Origin of the sequence: Polaribacter sp. IC073 (genome assembly GCF_007997075.1) — a bacterium.
Lineage (GTDB): Bacteria > Bacteroidota > Bacteroidia > Flavobacteriales > Flavobacteriaceae > Polaribacter.
This window is the reverse complement of sequence record NZ_VORS01000002.1, coordinates 253842-271311: the sequence shown is the minus strand read 5'-3', so window position 1 is coordinate 271311 and position 17470 is coordinate 253842. Positions and strand designations below refer to the sequence as shown.

19 protein-coding genes and 2 tRNA genes are annotated in these 17470 nt (G+C 30.7%); 12 read left to right on the top strand and 9 right to left on the bottom strand.

The window, feature by feature from the left end; all coding sequences use genetic code 11:
* Window positions 1-6: 6 nt before the first annotated feature.
* From ES045_RS04020 to ES045_RS04005, 4 genes are all read left to right on the top strand, one after another.
* Complete coding sequence (locus ES045_RS04020; protein ID WP_189663023.1) at window positions 7-813, top strand: type 1 glutamine amidotransferase domain-containing protein; 807 nt, start codon at window positions 7-9, stop codon at window positions 811-813.
* A gap of 149 nt (window positions 814-962) precedes the next feature.
* A complete protein-coding gene (locus tag ES045_RS04015) occupies window positions 963-1871 on the top strand; it encodes an EamA family transporter (protein WP_147112767.1) in 909 nt (302 codons plus the stop codon).
* Window positions 1872-1967: 96 nt separating this feature from the next.
* Complete coding sequence (locus ES045_RS04010; protein WP_147112764.1) at window positions 1968-2537, top strand: Crp/Fnr family transcriptional regulator; 570 nt, start codon at window positions 1968-1970, stop codon at window positions 2535-2537.
* A 68-nt stretch (window positions 2538-2605) separates the two neighbouring features.
* Window positions 2606-3346 (top strand): acyl-CoA desaturase, encoded by a 741-nt coding sequence (locus ES045_RS04005; protein ID WP_147112763.1) that lies wholly within the window; start codon window positions 2606-2608, stop codon window positions 3344-3346.
* Between the two features lie 96 nt (window positions 3347-3442).
* Here the strand turns inward: ES045_RS04005 and ES045_RS04000 are convergent, their stop codons facing one another.
* The 7 genes from ES045_RS04000 to hpf all read right to left on the bottom strand — a co-directional run bounded on the left by ES045_RS04000 (window position 3443) and on the right by hpf (window position 10324).
* Complete coding sequence (locus ES045_RS04000) at window positions 3443-4978, bottom strand: SDR family NAD(P)-dependent oxidoreductase (RefSeq protein ID WP_147112760.1); 1536 nt, start codon at window positions 4976-4978, stop codon at window positions 3443-3445.
* Between the two features lie 13 nt (window positions 4979-4991).
* Window positions 4992-6332 (bottom strand): DEAD/DEAH box helicase, encoded by a 1341-nt coding sequence (locus ES045_RS03995; RefSeq protein ID WP_147112757.1) that lies wholly within the window; start codon window positions 6330-6332, stop codon window positions 4992-4994.
* A 234-nt stretch (window positions 6333-6566) separates the two neighbouring features.
* The gene (locus tag ES045_RS03990; protein ID WP_004570569.1) at window positions 6567-6758 is read right to left on the bottom strand and encodes a cold-shock protein; all 192 of its coding nucleotides are present in this window, start codon (window positions 6756-6758) and stop codon (window positions 6567-6569) included.
* A 148-nt stretch (window positions 6759-6906) separates the two neighbouring features.
* Window positions 6907-8217 (bottom strand): DEAD/DEAH box helicase, encoded by a 1311-nt coding sequence (locus ES045_RS03985; RefSeq protein ID WP_147112754.1) that lies wholly within the window; start codon window positions 8215-8217, stop codon window positions 6907-6909.
* A gap of 198 nt (window positions 8218-8415) precedes the next feature.
* Complete coding sequence (locus tag ES045_RS03980) at window positions 8416-9312, bottom strand: YihY/virulence factor BrkB family protein (RefSeq protein ID WP_223267175.1); 897 nt, start codon at window positions 9310-9312, stop codon at window positions 8416-8418.
* Window positions 9313-9445: 133 nt separating this feature from the next.
* Window positions 9446-9955, bottom strand: a complete 510-nt coding sequence (locus ES045_RS03975; protein WP_147112751.1) for a peroxiredoxin-like family protein — start codon at window positions 9953-9955, stop codon at window positions 9446-9448.
* A 66-nt stretch (window positions 9956-10021) separates the two neighbouring features.
* The gene (gene hpf / locus ES045_RS03970; protein WP_147112748.1) at window positions 10022-10324 is read right to left on the bottom strand and encodes a ribosome hibernation-promoting factor, HPF/YfiA family; all 303 of its coding nucleotides are present in this window, start codon (window positions 10322-10324) and stop codon (window positions 10022-10024) included.
* A gap of 182 nt (window positions 10325-10506) precedes the next feature.
* Here hpf and ES045_RS03965 point away from each other — a divergent pair, with 182 nt between their 5' ends.
* From ES045_RS03965 to ES045_RS03955, 3 genes are all read left to right on the top strand, one after another.
* Window positions 10507-11085, top strand: coding sequence for a Maf family nucleotide pyrophosphatase (locus ES045_RS03965; RefSeq protein WP_147112745.1), 579 nt, complete (start codon window positions 10507-10509; stop codon window positions 11083-11085).
* 156 nt (window positions 11086-11241) lie between these two features.
* Window positions 11242-12195, top strand: a complete 954-nt coding sequence (locus ES045_RS03960; RefSeq protein ID WP_147112742.1) for a transketolase family protein — start codon at window positions 11242-11244, stop codon at window positions 12193-12195.
* 49 nt (window positions 12196-12244) lie between these two features.
* Complete coding sequence (locus tag ES045_RS03955; protein WP_147112739.1) at window positions 12245-12838, top strand: porin family protein; 594 nt, start codon at window positions 12245-12247, stop codon at window positions 12836-12838.
* Window positions 12839-13217: 379 nt separating this feature from the next.
* On the opposite strand, the gene ES045_RS03950 is transcribed toward ES045_RS03955, so the two are convergent.
* Complete coding sequence (locus tag ES045_RS03950; RefSeq protein WP_147112736.1) at window positions 13218-14024, bottom strand: FKBP-type peptidyl-prolyl cis-trans isomerase; 807 nt, start codon at window positions 14022-14024, stop codon at window positions 13218-13220.
* 79 nt (window positions 14025-14103) lie between these two features.
* Here ES045_RS03950 and ES045_RS03945 point away from each other — a divergent pair, with 79 nt between their 5' ends.
* Together ES045_RS03945 and ES045_RS03940 are read left to right on the top strand one after the other, a co-directional pair.
* Window positions 14104-14484, top strand: coding sequence for an RNA-binding S4 domain-containing protein (locus ES045_RS03945; protein ID WP_147112733.1), 381 nt, complete (start codon window positions 14104-14106; stop codon window positions 14482-14484).
* Window positions 14481-14984, top strand: a complete 504-nt coding sequence (locus ES045_RS03940; RefSeq protein WP_147112730.1) for a phosphoribosyltransferase family protein — start codon at window positions 14481-14483, stop codon at window positions 14982-14984. The genes ES045_RS03945 and ES045_RS03940 overlap by 4 nt, the downstream gene beginning before the upstream one ends.
* Here the strand turns inward: ES045_RS03940 and ES045_RS03935 are convergent.
* Window positions 14976-15491 carry a shikimate kinase gene (locus ES045_RS03935; RefSeq protein ID WP_147112727.1) on the bottom strand — a complete coding sequence of 172 codons (516 nt, stop codon included), beginning with the start codon at window positions 15489-15491 and terminating at the stop codon, window positions 14976-14978. The two genes, ES045_RS03940 and ES045_RS03935, sit on opposite strands and share 9 nt — an antisense overlap.
* Before the next feature lie 96 nt (window positions 15492-15587).
* Here ES045_RS03935 and ES045_RS03930 point away from each other — a divergent pair.
* The 3 genes from ES045_RS03930 (at window position 15588) to ES045_RS03920 (ending at window position 17129) form a co-directional block, all read left to right on the top strand.
* Window positions 15588-15660: transfer RNA gene (locus ES045_RS03930), tRNA-Lys, on the top strand.
* 48 nt (window positions 15661-15708) lie between these two features.
* Window positions 15709-15792, top strand: a tRNA-Leu gene (locus tag ES045_RS03925).
* A gap of 119 nt (window positions 15793-15911) precedes the next feature.
* Window positions 15912-17129, top strand: coding sequence for a tyrosine-type recombinase/integrase (locus tag ES045_RS03920; RefSeq protein ID WP_189663022.1), 1218 nt, complete (start codon window positions 15912-15914; stop codon window positions 17127-17129).
* Window positions 17130-17470 lie beyond the last annotated feature (341 nt).

The window sequence follows — 17470 nt, the reverse complement described above, 5'->3', positions numbered from 1 at the left end:
AAAATAATGAAAATAACAAAAATAATAGCTTTAGCGCTAACGATCATTACAGCATCTAGTTGTAAGGAATCAAAAAAAGAAGTAACTTCTGAAAAAGTTTCAGAAGAAAAAATAACAATTAAAAAAGATAAAAAAATGAACATATTATTTGTTTTAACATCTCATGATAAATTAGGAGATACAGGGAAAAAAACAGGATTTTGGGTAGAAGAATTCGCAAATCCATATTACACATTATTAGATAAAGGTGCTACAATTACTATTGCAACACCTAAAGGAGGTGCTGCACCTATCGATCCAAGTAGCGATTCGCCAGATGCTGCTACAGAGGCAACTGCACGTTTTGATAAAGACACAGAAGCAAAGGAAAGAATTGCAAATACGAAAAAATTATCAGATATGAATGCCGATGATTTTGATGCCGTTTTTTATCCAGGTGGACATGGACCGTTGTGGGACTTAGCAACCGATGCAACTTCAATTGCTTTAATTGAAAAATTTAATAGTCAAGAAAAGCTAGTTGCTTTTGTATGTCATGCGCCTGCTGCTTTAAAAGATGTAAAAAATGCAGATGGAACACCTTTAGTTAAAGGAAAAAAAGTAACAGGATTTACAAATACAGAAGAAGCCGCAGTTGGATTATCTGAAGTTGTTCCATTTTTAGTGGAAGACATGCTTACTAAAAATGGCGGAATCTATTCTAAAAAAGAAGATTGGGCTGCTTATGCAATTCAAGACGGAAATTTAATTACAGGTCAAAACCCTGCTTCCTCTAAATTGGTTGCTGAAAAATTACTACAAAGCTTAAAATAATTTTTGGTTAGTTAGTTAGTTAGTTTGAGAAAAGGTTGTCTATTAAGACAGCCTTTTTTTTATTTGTTAAAATCATAAAATAACATCCTAAAAAAAGCTGTAATAATTTTATTTTATAATGGCTTTTTAAAAGTATCTTCGCGCGCATTATGTGGATGTATTTAGGCTTATTAGCAGCACTTTTTTTAGGATTACACAATTTATGCAAGAAACATGCAGTGCAAGGAAATGAAGTTTTTCCTGTACTTTTTGGGACAATTCTTTCTGGTTTTTTACTATTACTCCCCTTTTTTATAGGTTCACTCTATTTTCCTGCATTTACAAAAGAAATTGGATTTCATATTACCACACTTCCTTGGAAAACACATGGTTTTATTTTTATAAAATCGATGATTATGGCAGCTTCTTGGGTTTTAGCATATCAAGCTTTAAAACATTTACCTATTACTATTGTTGCTCCTATTCGTTCTGCGGGTCCGTTTTTTACATTTATTGGTGCTATTTTAATTTATAATGAACAACCTACCTTTTTACAATGGATTGGTTTTTTTCTTATCATTTTATCTGTATTGTTATATGCGAGAGTAGGTAAAAAAGAAGGCATTATTTTTAAACGAAATAAATGGATATTCGCTATTATTGGTGCCACCTTTTTAGGTGCCTCTAGTGGATTGTATGACAAGTTTTTAATTCAGAGTTTGACCTTGAATCCGCAGACATTGCAATTTTGGTTTTGTTGGTATACCGTTTTAATTTTGTTCGTTATTTTATCGGTTACTTGGTTTCCTAATGCAGTAAAAAGAAAATCTTTTAAGTTTCGTTGGACCATTGTTGCTGTAGGAATTTTATTACAAGCTGCAGATTATTTTTATTTTAAGGCGCTGCAAGATCCAGATGCCTTAATTATGTTATTATCAGCAATAAAAAGGAGTCAGTTAATAATTGCCGTAGTTGTTGGTGGTTTGTTATTTAAGGAGAAAAATAAGCGTAAAAAACTAGTGCCATTGGTAGGGATTATGATTGGAATATTTTTGATTTTATATTCCGCTAGTTCCTAAAAAATTCTATTAATTTTAGGATTTAAAACGTCATAAATCACTTTTGAAGTTGCTTGAATCCTTATCTTAGCAACTTAACTAGACTAATTTTAAGATTTGGAACAAATAAAAGCATACATTGATCAAATAGCGACCATATCTAAAGAAGATTGGACTTTTTTTAAATCTAAATTGCAGCGTCGTACTTTTCCGAAGAAAACTGCTTTTTTAAAAATTAATGAAGTAGAGAATCATATTTCTTTTATTGAATCTGGTGTTGTACGTTTGTACATTCCTAAAGAAAATCCTGAAAAAGAAATTACTTTCGGTTTTAGCTTTGAAAATCAATTTATAAGTGCTTACGATTCTTTTTTAACACAAAAGCCTTCTTTATATCAATTACAAACGCTTACAAAAACGAGTCTTTTAAGCATAACCTACAAAGATTTACAAGAAGTTTATAAAACAACACAAATTGGTAATTTAATTGGAAGATTAACTGCAGAACGCCTTTTTTTAATAAAATCTAAACGAGAACAAAACTTATTAAACCTTACTGCAGAAGAACGGTATTTAAAATTATTTAAAGAACGTCCAGAGCTTTTAAAAGTAATCCCTTTAAAATATATTAGCTCTTATATTGGTGTTACTGCACAAGCTTTAAGTAGAATTAGAAAACGTTTATAAACCTATTTTTATTGATTTGGGTTCATTGTTTTGTGCATGATATCAAACTATCTTTGTAAAAAAAATAAATGATTATAATTATATTTGTTTTAGTACTTTGGTATGGAGGTTTGTTTTTTCAATCTTTCTTTTTACATCGGTATGCAGCGCATCAAGTTTTTACAATGTCTAAAACCATGGAGCGTATTACGTTTATTTTAACTTGGTTTTTTCAAGGCTCTAGTTACTTAAGTGCTTATGGCTATGGCGTAATGCACCGCATGCACCATGCATATACTGATACTGAAAAAGATCCTCATTCGCCGTCTTATGACGATAATTTGTTCGCAATGATGTGGAAAACAAAAACTATTTACCAAGATATAAATGAGCAAAATATTGCGGTAGATGCAAAGTTTACTAAAAACGTACCACAATGGAAAAGCTTCGATGCTTTTGCTAGTTCTCGTTTTTCTAGATTGCTTTGGATTACTTTTTACATTGCATTTTTCGCCTATTTTACAACGGCTTTGTGGCAATGGGCCTTATTACCAATTGCATTGTTAATGGCGCCAATTCACGGAGTAATAATCAATTGGTTTGGTCATATTTATGGCTATGTGAATTACAAAATGACAAATACAAGTAAAAACCTTTTCCATTTCGATTTCTTAATGATGGGAGAAGGATATCATAACAATCATCATAAACATGCAAGTAGCGCTAACTTTGGTGTAAAATGGCATGAAGTAGATGTTACTTATTTAATCATTAGAGTTTTAGATTTTCTTGGTTTCATTAAGTTAAAGGCAGTTGCTATCAAAAAATAATTTTATAAGTATACTTTTTTATTCTATTGATAACAACAAAAAACCTTTCGTACAATCGACGAAAGGTTTTTTGTTGCTCTTTGATAAATTAAAATTCTACCAATCTATAGGAAAATAATCTTTTAGGAATTTACCAGACCAATGTTTACCTGTGTTAATTCCATCAATTAAAGGATCCATTACTCTCGCTGCACCGTCTACAATATCTAACGGAGGCTGAAAATCGTGAACGTCTTGTTTCTTTTTAGACAACTCTGCAGGATCTTCATCTGTAACCCAACCAGTATCAACAGCATTCATATAAATACCCGATTTTGCAAACGTAGATGCAGAAGTATGCGTTAACATATTTAAAGCTGCTTTTGCCATATTTGTATGTGGATGTCTGTCTACTTTCTTAAATCTATGGAACTTTCCCTCCATTGCAGTAACATTGATAATGTGCTTTTTACCCGTATTTTCTTTCATCATTAAATTAGACAAACGATTGCATAAAACAAAAGGAGCAACAGCATTTACCAACTGTACTTCTACCATTTCTGTGGTTTCAATTTCGCCTAATCTTAAACGCCAACTGTTTGTTTTTCTTAAATCTACTTGTTGTAGATCACCATCTAATTTACCTTCAGGAAAAACTTCTGCGGTTTGCAAAGAATTGTCAAAACTATACGGAATTTGAGATAATTCTGCTGAATTACGCAGACCAATTCCTGGTTCTGGTCCGTGCCAAGTAACTGGTAATACGTTATTTTTACTTGTTTTAGAAGTAGAATCACTTAAACTAGACAATTCTAACAAACAATCTGCATGTTCTTTTAACAAACTCTGTGCTAATTTTGGTAATTGATCTATTGGTTTCTTTTCATTTTCCATTAAATGGAAATAAAAACCAGAAGGTCTTCTAACAGTTTGTGCCGCATTATTGATTAGAATATCTAATCGATTGTATTTTTGCTCTATATAGTTACAGAAAATCTCTACACTTGGTATGTGTCTTAAATCTAAACCATGAATGTGCAAACGATCTCCCCAATCTTTATAATCTTCCTCTTTAGAAAAACGAATGGCAGAATCTGCTGGAAAACGTGTGGTTGCAACTACAGTTGCTCCTGAACGCAATAACATTAACGTAATATGATAGCCTATTTTTAAACGAGAACCTGTAATTACAGCAACCTGATCTTTTAAATCTGTGGTTTGAAAACGTTTAGCATAATTCAAATTTCCACAATCAGAACACATGGTATCATAAAAATGATGCAACTTGGTAAAAACAGCTTTACAAACGTAACAGTTTCTTGGAGATTCTAATTCTGGCGTTTCTTCATCTATAGAGGCTGCAGATAGTAATTTCGGAGCCACAAAAAGAGCAGATTCTCTTGCAGAACGAATTCCGGTTGATTTTCTAGCATGCTTGTCACTCTCTATTTGCTTACGTTTTGCGGCTTTTTTAGCGTCTTTTCTTCTGCGTTGAAATTCATCACGATTGGGTCTAGACAATTCGCCGGCAACCTTAAAAAGTGCGACTCTTTGTGCTTCTGGAATTTCAAAAAGTTGATTGGTATCTTCCAATAATCTCTGAAGGGTAGCAATGCAAAATGCTATTTCTGTATTCTCTTCTTTATCGCTCATAATACTGATACAATTACTTCTTTTTCTTCTTTTTTGTAACTTCAGAACTCGTATTCGTAGCTTTTGTATTGGCTAAATAATTCGCTAATATTTTGTCTACTAATTCTTCTTTTGTTAAATGATGAAAAATGGTTTTTATTTGCGATTTAAAATCTTCTGATACTGAACGATTTGGTTTCGTTTTAAATATTTTATTTGCCCAAATTACCCCATTACTTTCTTCAATACTTTGTGCATCTGCCTTTTTATAAGCTTCAAAACGAATGTCTAATGCTTTTTCAAAATCGCCAATATCTTGTCTTTCTTCCTTCTGAATAATGGTTAAAGACAATCCGCTTGCTCCTGCCCTAGCAGTTCTACCGCTTCTGTGTACATACGCATCATACGTATCTGGTAAGTGATAATTTACAACATAAGAAAGGTCTTTTACATCAATACCACGCGCAGCTAAATCAGTAGCTACCAAAATATCAACATGTCCTTCTCTAAATTGATCCATAATACGATCACGAATTCCTTGGGTTAAACTACCATGAATTGCGCCAGAAGAAAATTTATTAATTGCTAAGTTTTTGGCTAATTTATTAACGGCAGCTTTCGTTTTACAGAAAATAATTCCTCGTTTTCCAGCTTGTGAATTTAAAAAATGCAGTAATACCTCTAACTTTTCAATAGGTGCTACCACTACATATTGATGATCGATACCTTGATGACCAAGAGTTTCCATATTGGCTTCAATAGTAATGACCTGTTTTGCCATGTAATTATTTACCATTTGTCTAATGGCTCCTGGCATGGTAGCTGTAAATAATAACGTTCTTCTTTTCTTCGGAATTTCTGCAATAATACTATCTAAACCTTCTTTTAAAGCAGTAACCATTTCATCTGCCTCATCTAAAATAAAGTAAGAAATATTTTTAATGTTGATGGCTTCTCTTTTTACTAAATCTGCCAAACGTCCTGGAGTTGCTACCACAATGTGAGTTGCCTCTTTTAGACGCTCTATCTGAGGTTTAATAGGGATTCCTCCGCAAATAGTAGCAATTGAAATATTAGGACTATTTTTTGCAAAAGATTCTAAATTACTAGAGATTTGTTGCCCTAACTCTCTTGTTGGTGCTAAGATTACGGCTTGTATATTGTCGTTTTCTACATCAATTAATTGCAACAATGGCAAACCAAAAGCTGCAGTTTTACCAGTTCCTGTTTTTGCCAGTGCAACAACATCTTCTTGTTGTTTTAAAACAATAGGAATTACTTTTTCTTGAATCTCTGTAGGTATAGCGATGTTTAAATCGGCTAAACTCTGTTGCAACTCTTTATTAATTCCTAAATCTGAAAACTGTTTTGACATGAAAATATTTTTGTGCAAAGATACTGACTGTTTTAATTGATTGTATTATTTATAGACAGTATTATTTCTCTTTGCGTTGTGTTTTTTATTGATGAGTTCTAAATAGAATTTATTCAGCATAAAAGTTAAGAACCGCTACCTAAAATCTTAACGAAAATGATAAACTCTAAATTTTAAGCAATAAAAAAGCCCATCTTTAAAAGATGGGCTTTTATGAAAATGTTTGAATATATATTAGATAACTTTTACGTTAACTGCATTTAATCCTTTGTTTCCTTCTTGTAAGTCAAATTCAACTTGGTCACCTTCTCTGATTTCATCTACTAATCCAGAAATGTGAACGAAATGATCTTTATCAACTCCTTCTTCTGTAATAAATCCAAATCCTTTAGACTCATTGAAAAACTTTACTGTACCTTTACTCATCTTATTATAATTTAATTTGTAATATTATATTGCAAAGATGGTACCAATAAATTAGATATCAGTCATAAAAATCATAAATCTTTTAATAAAACTCATATTTCTAAGTTTTATTCGCTAATTATAGATAAATCACGTGATTTATAAATATTTATACACCGTAAATTCTAACTTTTTTCTTTTTTAAACGAGAATTATTTAACTTTTCTTCTAATTCTGAAGCCAAACTAGCAGGAACGGCTACAAATGCACAATCTTGTTTTAGCTCTATATCTCCTAATTGATCTTTTGTCAATTTTCCTTGTTTGATAAATAAACCAGCAATATCACCTTTAGAAATTTTATCTTTTCGACCACCAGAAATAAATAAAGTTTCCCAAAAAACAGGTTTTCTTTCTGCTTGTTTAGAAATGTTCTCTAAATCTGCATGCTTCATAAAGTCTGGTAAGCGCTCTTCTTTCCATTTTAATACATACGCAGTTCCTTTTGCAGAAACTCTTGCTGTACGTCCGTTTCTATGCGTAAACTCTTCTACTTCTCTTGGTAGTTCATAGTGAATGATGTATTTCATCTCTGGAACATCAATTCCTCTCGCTGCTAAATCTGTAGCAACTAAAAGTTGATTGGTACCGTTTCTAAACTTAATTAAAGAACGTTCTCTATCTTTTTGCTCCATTCCACCACTAAAATTACCGTGCTTAATACCTTTACTTTCTAAAAAAGCACTCACATTATTAATGGTATCTTTTAGGTTACAAAAAATAATTCCTTGCTGATTGCCTAAGTGATTTAATAAATGTAATAACGTATTTAGTTTATTTTTTGCAGGAGAAACAACTGTTTTAATTTGTAATTTAGAAGTGGTTGCTTTTAAATAATTAACCGTATTTGGCTTGTCTAATCTTACAAAATCAGGAATCTCAACTCCTTGTGTAGCAGAAGTTAAAATTCTTTTATTACAAGCCGTTAATTGGTTAATAACACCACGCATTTCATATTCGAAGCCAACTTCTAGAGACTTATCAAACTCATCTAAAATTAATGTTTTAATATGGTCTTTAGAGAATCTTTCGTTTGCAAAATGATCTGAAATTCTTCCAGGAGTTCCTATTAAAATCGCAGGTAAATGTTTCAATTCTATTTTATCTTTAGACATTGGTCTACCTCCATAAACAGCATTTACTTTATAACCAGACCCCATAGAACGAAGTACTTGTTCTATCTGAATTGCCAATTCTCTTGATGGTACTAAGATTAATGCTTGAATTTCTTCAACATTAGGATCTAAGAACTCTAATAAAGGTAAAGAAAAAGCCAATGTTTTTCCTGTTCCTGTTGGTGATAGTAATATGGTATTTACGTTTTTCTTAATCGTAGCAATAGCCTCCTCTTGCATAGGATTTAACTGACTAATATTCAGTTTTTCTAATATTTCTTGCTGTCCTTTTATATGATTCGCCATTACTTTGGTGTTTGCTTTTTTTTTAAAATAATGCACAAAGATAGTTAGACTTAGCCCGTATTGGATAAAATTGTTAAATAATTGTATTTTTTTTTCAATAAAATAAAGGATATAATTATTTTAAAAGAAATAAAAAGCATCGATTTCAATCTTCAAAAGAGTGTAAAATTGATAAATTTAAACGGAGCTATAAAAATTCTATTTCTCGTTCACTTTAGTACGCAACGGAATTTTATCTTCAATTAGGTACACATCAGAATATACTTTGGTAAAATGTGCTCCGAAAAATAGGATGAGACTAGAATATGAAACCCAAAGCATAATTAAAATAACAGAACCTGCAGCACCATAAGTAGAACCCGGGTCCATTTCTTTAAAATACCAAGCCATTAAGTATTTACCAATTACAAATAAGATTGCTGTTACCGCTGCTCCTACTTTTACTGCGCGCCAACGCACAGTTTTACTCGGTAAATATTTAAACATCGCTGCAAAAAGAATGTAAATAAAAACAATGGACATTAAAAAATCTACCAGAAAGATATATTCAAATAAATTATCGGGGACAAATTTTTCTATCCGTTTACTAAAAGTGCTTATTAAGGCAGTTAATACAAAGCTAATCAATAATAAAAATCCGATAATTAGAATAAAGCCAAAACTTTTTATTCTACTAAAAACCATTTTTAAGAATCCGTTTGCATTTTTATTTTCTGGGATTTTCCAAATTTTATCAAAAGCTGCTTGTAATTGATAGAAAACACCTGTAGAACCATATAACAGTGTACCAAAACCAATAATAGTTGTAAATATTGAAACTTTTTCATCTCCTCTGTCTAACATCATAACCCGAAAGGATTCTGCAGTTTGTGTGCCAACAGCACTTGAAATTTCATCTAATAATTCTCCCTGAACAATTTCTCTTCCCCAAACATTTCCAACTAAATTTAGAATAATTACAACCAATGCAGGTAGAGATAAAATAGCATAATACGCTACAATTGCACTCAGCTCAAAAGGCTCGCTTTCGAGCCAATTGTTTCCTGCCTTTTTTAATAGACTAGGAAAATCTTTCATTACTTTTTTAATTTGCAATAGTGTTGCTTTTTTGGAGTTGTAAAAATCAATCAAAAATAAGCTATTTATCTTCTAAAAATTAACGATTTACTTACTTTTATATCTGTAAAAACGTCTAATTTCAAAAAAATAAAATTAGACGTTTGACCTTTTAAGCTTGGCCTCTAGCGGGATATCCTTCTTTTAAGATATAATCAATTCCGTTTAGAACATCTTTAAATTCTGGTCTACCAAATGGCATCGATTGTATCGATTCCCAATATACTTTCCCCTCTTTGTCTATTAAAAACAAACCAGGCTCTGTAAACTGTTTGGGTTCTTTATCACTAATACCATTAGAAATAAACAAGCCCCATTTTCTTGCTTCTTCCATTGTTAAGCCATAACCAATTGGTAAGTCTTTAACATTCCAATCTTTATAAGTTTCTTTTGCTATTTCTTCTGTATTGGCACTTATTGCGATTAAATTTACACCTCTTTCTTTAAAATTATTTACTTTATTTTGCAATTCTTCTAATTGTTTTTTACAAACAGGGCAATGTTTTCCTCTGTAAAACACTATTAATGTAAAGTTTGTGGTTTTTTGTTCTTGCAGACTCCATTGTGTATCATTTACTAAATTGATTGTTAGCTCTGGTGCTTTTTCTCTTGGTTTTATCATCTTTATTGCTCACTTTTATAATAAATATCTTGGTTCCTTAATTACTCATAAATTGATAAATACAATTTAATGATCCATCATTTTACCTTTTTTCTTTGTCAATTGTTTCTCCAAATCGCTAATAGATTCAGAGATAGCGCTCACAAAATTATCATGACTTGCCTCGGCAAACAACCTTGGCCCTGGCACACTTAACCGAATGTTACAAATCTTACCGGTTTTATCTGAAGAAGTATTTTCTGTTTTAAAGAAAACATCTGCTCTTGTAATCATTTCAAATTTGGTGTATAAGTATTTTAATTTTTCTGTTACAGACGCTTCTAGTCTCTCACTTGCCTCTACATTGTGGTATTCAAAGTTAATATTCATAATCTCTTACATTTTTAATTAATAATTAAACTCTCTACTGTAAAACTATCAATACTTTAAAGATGCTGTTTGCGTAAATGATGCTATTATGAACTCATATCAAATTCTAAGTGTTTTATTGAAGCCTATTTTATATTTATAACTAGCTTTGTTTCTTTTTTTAAAACAATTTAATTCAAACGATGCTGAAACAAAAATTAAAATTTTATAATGTAATTCTTGCTTCTAAATCTCCGAGAAGACATCAGTTTTTTAAAGATTTAGACATCAAATTCTCTATTCAATTAAAAGAAGTTGAAGAAATTTATCCGAAGGAATTAAAAGGTACAGAAATTACCGATTTTTTAGCCAATTTAAAATCGAAAGCGTTTACAGATTTGCAAGAAAAAGACCTGCTTATTACTTCTGATACTATTGTTTGGTTAGAAAATAAAGCGTTAGGAAAACCAAAAGATGCAAAAGACGCTTTTACCATGTTAAGAGCGCTATCTGGTAAGAAACATGAAGTAATTACATCTGTTTCTATTAAAAACAATGCTTTTCATAAAATTATAAATGACATCACAACCGTCTCTTTTAAAGAATTGACGGATGATGAAATTAATTATTACATCAACAATTATAAACCTTTTGACAAAGCCGGTGGGTATGGCATACAAGAATGGATTGGTTATATTGGCATAGAAAATATAGAAGGAAGTTATTTTAACGTAGTTGGTTTGCCTGTTCACAAACTCTATCAAGAGTTAATGGACTTATAAAAATTAGCTGTTTTTTTAGTCATATAATTGTTTTAGGAGACTTTCTCATATTATATTAAAATCTTAGCTCTTATTCTCTCTTTTATGTACTTTAAAGAAAAATAAAAGTTTATTTTTACAAAAATTTTTACAACACAACATTTTTACAACTTTATAATGAAAAAATACACGTACACAGAAAAAAAAGATACACGTTCAGGTTTTGGAGACGGTTTAACAGAATTAGGTAGAACGAACCCAAATGTAGTTGCTTTATGTGCAGATTTAATTGGCTCTTTAAAAATGGATCAATTTATTGAAGAAAATCCAGAAAGATTTTTTCAAATTGGTATTGCAGAAGCAAACATGATTGGTATTGCAGCTGGTTTAACTATTGGTGGTAAAATTCCTTTTACAGGAACGTTCGCTAATTTTTCTACAGGAAGAGTTTACGATCAAATTCGTCAATCTGTTGCATATTCTGGTAAAAACGTAAAAATTTGTGCCTCTCATGCAGGAGTTACTTTGGGTGAAGATGGCGCAACACACCAAATATTAGAAGATATTGGTTTGATGAAAATGTTGCCAGGAATGACGGTAATTAATACCTGTGATTATAACCAGACAAAAGCAGCAACGATTGCAATTGCAGATTTTGATGGCCCTGTTTACTTACGTTTTGGAAGACCTAAAGTACCGGTATTTATGCCAGCAGATGAGAAGTTTGAAATTGGTAAAGGAATTCAATTAACAGAAGGTACAGATGTTACTATTGTTGCAACTGGACATTTAGTTTGGGAATCTTTACAGGCTGCAGAACAATTAGAAGCAGAAGGTATTTCTGTAGAAGTTATCAATATTCATACAATTAAACCTTTAGACGAAGATATTATTTTAAAATCTGTGGCTAAAACAGGTTGTATTGTTACTGCTGAAGAGCACAATAAGTTAGGTGGTTTGGGTGAAAGTGTTTCTAGAACATTAGCATTAAATAATCCTACACCACAAGAATTTGTAGCAACAAATGATACTTTTGGTGAATCTGGTACACCAGAACAATTAATGGCTAAATACGGTTTAGATGCTGCTGCAGTTGTAAAAGCTGTTAAAAAAGTAATATCTAGAAAATAATTTCGTTTTAAACTTTAAAAGTTTTAATATTAATTTTAAATAAAAAAGGATGAAAAAAGTTATTTTAATGATGTGTTTGGCTTTTACTTTTAGTCAAACGTCACATGCACAAATAGATTTTGGTGTAAAAGGTGGTATCAACTACAATAATGTAGGAGAAGACTCTTTTAAAGATGCAACAAATGATATTGTAGATGGTGCAAATGCAAAAACGGGTTTTCATGCAGGTTTGTGGTTTAGAGGTAATATTCCTATTTTAGGTTTGTATTTAAGACCAGAGCTTGTTTATACGCAAGTTAAAACAGAGTTCGAAGAGCAAAGTAGTCAAAATGAATATTCATTTAAAAAATTAGATGTACCTGTTTTAATAGGTAAAAAGTTCTTAGGATTTGCGAATGCATTTATAGGCCCATCATTTCAATATATTTTAGATGATGAAATTAGCTATAAAAATTTTTCTTCGGAAGAATTAGATAAATTTTCTGTTGGATTGCAAATGGGTGTTGGTGTAGAGTTTGGAAAACTAGGAGTTGATGTTCGTTGGGAAAGAGGTTTATCTAAAACGGAAGCAAAATTTGCGAATAGTGTAACTGTAGATAACAGAACGAATCAAATAATATTTGGTCTTTCTTTACAATTATAAGAAAATAAATTACGAAATAGATAAAAGGCTCTTGATTTTCAAGAGCCTTTTTTGTTGAGATCATATTTACCTTTAAATATTAATCGAATACGTTAGAAGCTCTAAAATGTGTTAGATATTCTTCATTAATTAACATGTTATTCAACCTAATACACAAGCTTACATACCATTCATTGAATTTAGAATAAGGGCTATAAATACTAAATATATCGAAGCATTTTTTTTACGAATAAATCATAAAAAACGTTTCAATATAAAGATAAAACGAATCTGAATTAATTTTGATTTCTCTAATCTAAGAGTCAAGGTTCAAATCTTAAAACAAAAAGGCTCTTGATTTCTCAAGAGCCTTTTTCTATATAATAAATTAACTTACTTTTTAAACATTAGGATTTAAGTAATCTGGTAAAGTAGGATTACTTTTGTCACTAAAATCATTTGTAGGATCACCGTCACCATCTGCATCTTCATCTATAGAAGCTGTACCATCATTATCATGATCTGTGTTTTCAACCAAATCTAACAATTCTACATAGAACATTAAATTTGTGTTTACAAGATTGCTGTTAAAGTTGATTGCATTGCTTGAAGGATACGCCAAACCAGAAGGAATAAACAAAATACCTTTACCTGTATTCAAGTAATTGATTGGTCCGTTTACAGTCTCTCCATTTGAATCCTTTTCTAACTCACCTCCTTTAAGCTTCGTAAAACCATGTGTCCATCCTTTAATAACTGCATTTAAAGTCAACCAAATTCCATTGTCATTTTTATCAAAATTAAAAGAGAGCAACTTAGCATTAGAAAAAGCTTGTCCCGAATACTTCACATAAATAGAATCCATTACCGTAGGATTATCTTTTACAGGAACTGGTTCTCCTTCTTGTCTCATATATACATACAATGTATGCTCAATATCATTTTCTATTACTTGCATGGTCTTTAAATTACTGGTATCATCAAATAAAGATGTTTGCCCAGAAACTAGCGTTTTTACAGAGTCTAATGAAATATCATAGTAATTGTTTTTTAAAAACTTTACAATAGAATCATTGTCAGAAATGGCTAATTCTTCGTAATTTATATCCGCAAACGGATTTACAAAACCATTATTATCATCATCACAAGAATAGATAATACCTACTCCTAATAAAATCAGTAAAAAAATATTTTTTATTTTGTTCATTTAGTCATAAAATTTAAGCGTGCAATTTACCATTTTTATACCTTTGTAAAAAGACAAACATTATATTTTAACTTTTTTTATGAGAATAGATAAATATTTATGGTGTATTCGCGTTTTTAAAACGAGAACTATAGCAACAACTGCCTGTAAAAAGGGTCAAGTTAAGATCGACGCAAAAAGTATAAAACCTTCTAGAGAAATTTTTGGAGGAGAAATAATTGTGGTTCGAAAAAATCAGATTAATTATCAAATAAAAGCTTTAGATTTACCAGAAAGTAGAGTTGGCGCTAAATTGGTAGATCAATATAGAAAAGATGTTACACCAAAAGAAGAATTTGAAAAAACAGCGCTTTTAAAATTTGCCAAAGACCATTATAGAAAGAAAGGAATTGGTAGGCCAACAAAAAAAGACAGAAGAGATTTAGACAATTATCAAGAAGATACAACAGAAGATTTATGATTGCAGAAAACAATATTATTTTAGACAACATTCAAATAAATCAAAAAATTAAAAGAATAGCGTATCAAATTTACGAAAGTAATAGCTCTGAAAAAGAAGTTGTTATTGCGGGAATTGTTGGTAACGGATTCACTTTTTCAAAAAAAATAGCTCTAGTTTTAGAAGAAATTTCAACAATAAAAGTTAGGCTATGTGAAGTTGTTATTAACAAGAAAAAACCTTTGTTACCAATAACAACGTCTATTTCTGTTGATGAATATAAAAACAAACCCTTAATTTTAGTTGATGATGTTCTAAATTCTGGTACCACTTTAATATACGGAATTAAACATTTCTTAGAAGTTCCTCTAAAAAGATTTAAAACAGCCGTTTTGGTCAATAGAAATCATAAAAAATATCCTGTAAAAGCAGATTTTAAGGGTATTTCTTTATCTACGTCTATTAAAGAGCACGTGCAGGTAGAATTTAATGAAAAAGACGCTATTGCCTATTTAGTGTAGTGCAATTCTTATTTCTGTTACAATTTCTTCGATAGTTTTTTTGTCTATGCTAAGCGTTATGTCTGCTTGCTCATAGAAAAACCTTCTTTCAAAAAGATGCTTTGCTACAAATTCTGTGATTTTTTCATTATCTAAACTGGCAACTAACGGTCTTTTACTTTTCTCATTAATTAGTCTAGCAACTAAAGTATTTATACTTGCTTTTATATAGACCGATTTTGCTTCAGAGTTTTTAATCAATTCCATATTATTTGCATAACAAGGTGTTCCTCCACCTAAAGAAAGCACAAAATTACCTTCAGAATTTAGAATTTCTTTCAAATATGTGTTCTCAATTCGTCTAAAATAAATTTCTCCTTTGATTTTAAAAATTTCTAAGACACTCATCTTTTCTTGCTCAGAAATGTAATCATCTAGGTCTATAAAATTCATATACAGCTTTTTAGAAACCTCTTTGCCAATGGTAGATTTTCCGGAAGCCATGTATCCTAAAAGTATAATTTTCATTTATTTTTGTTTTTCACAAATATCGATAAAAAAAAATCATTTTTATGCTAATAGTTCCAATGATTGATAGTATATTTGCAGTCGATTTAAGAAAAAGACCTGGTAGCTCAGTTGGTAGAGCATCTCCCTTTTAAGGAGAGGGTCCTGGGTTCGAGCCCCAGCCCGGTCACAAGAAAGTTAAGCTTAATACGCTTAACTTTTTTTTTTAATATAATTTGCGCACGTGGCGAAATTGGTAGACGCGCAGCCTTGAGGGGGCTGTGTTCGCAAGAACGTGGAAGTTCGAATCTTCTCGTGCGCACTTAACTATAAGTGTCTGTTTCACAGTCTTATTAGAGTTGTTTTTTATTGCAAATAAAAAATATAATGGCTCTTAAAAAACAAATCGTCCCACTATTCGTCCCTGTTTTAAATCACAGTATGAGATATTCTAAACCTAAAATATTTATACCAAAATCTAAAAATAAAAAAGGAGATTTAAAGCCAACAACGGCAGTAGGTAAGTATTGGTATGTGAAATATTCCTACAGAAACCCTAAAACAGGAGTTATGGAAGTGTTTAGAGTTAAAGAAGGAATTAATCGGGTACAAACGATTAAAGAACGTACAAGGGCTATAAAGTGTTTGCGTATTGCTGTACAACAATTTTTAGAAATGGGTTATTCTCCTTTTGAGTACATTCCTGAAAATGTTATTGAAAAAAAAACATGGACAACAAAAGAAGCTTTAGAATTGGCTTTGGAAGAAAAACAGAAAGTATGGAGTGTATCTACCATAAAGATTAATCATTTTCCTGTAAATGTTTTTATTCGATATTTAGAAACTTCAAACTTATACCACAAGGATATTAAAGATATTACAAAAAGGCACATCATAATCTTTTTAAATAACCTTGGTAAAGACAAAAATAAACCTGTAAATCCAACAACTAGAAATACTTATCGGAAAATAATAAGTAGCTTATTTAATCAATTGGTGGCAGATGACATTATCTCTAAAAACTTTGTAGAAAGCATTCCTAAACTTGCTGCAAAACCTAAAAAAAATATTCCGTTTCGAAAAAAAGAAATGGAAACGATAAAAGAACATTTACTAGAACATGATCCTTATTTATATCTTTTTATAAAATTTGTAATGTATGGTTTTTTTAGACCTGTAGAAGTTTGTAGAATAAAAATAAAAGATATCAATATAGATCGCAATACTATTTCTGTAAAGAGTAAAACAGAAGATGCTACTGCAAATACGGTATTTCTTACAAAGCAATTAAAAGAAACTATTGCAGAAATGGATATTCATAAATTTGATTCTGATTTTTACTTATTTACTTCAAAATTAGAGCCTAGTAATTGGCTTGTTGATGACACTATAAAAAGAACATATTTTGGTAGGCGTTTTGCAAAAGTAAAAAAAGAACTAAAATTTGATGAAAATTATGGTATCTATTCTTTTAGACATACAGCAGCCATAGATATTTTTACAACTTATAAGGAACAAGGCTTAACAGATTTAGAGGCTAAGCATAAAATGCTACCTATCACAAGACATAAAAGTATTGATAGCTTAAATAAATACCTTCGTGATATTGGTGCGTCTTTGCCTAAAGATTATTCTGACGATTATAGTTTGGATTTTTAATTTATTATGATATATTTAGTTGTAATATCTAAAATTATAAAACTATTGTAATTCAAATAATATTACCTTAGAAAACATAGAGTCCATCTGATTTGACATTTATTTGTATAATTACAGAAGTTAGGAAATATTAAATTCACCTGTTACAGAAATTATACTCTTTTTCCAATTGATTTTTTATATTGAAACTAAGCTAGCATATATAAAAAAATGCAACAAGTAGCGCATGTTCTTAAACTATCTGTGGGCTATTAAAAGTTTCTAAGTTGACCGCTGGAAGTGGTTATTTTACATAATGGCGTTATAGACCCTGGAGTTTTACGCAAGAGGGCTATAACTTG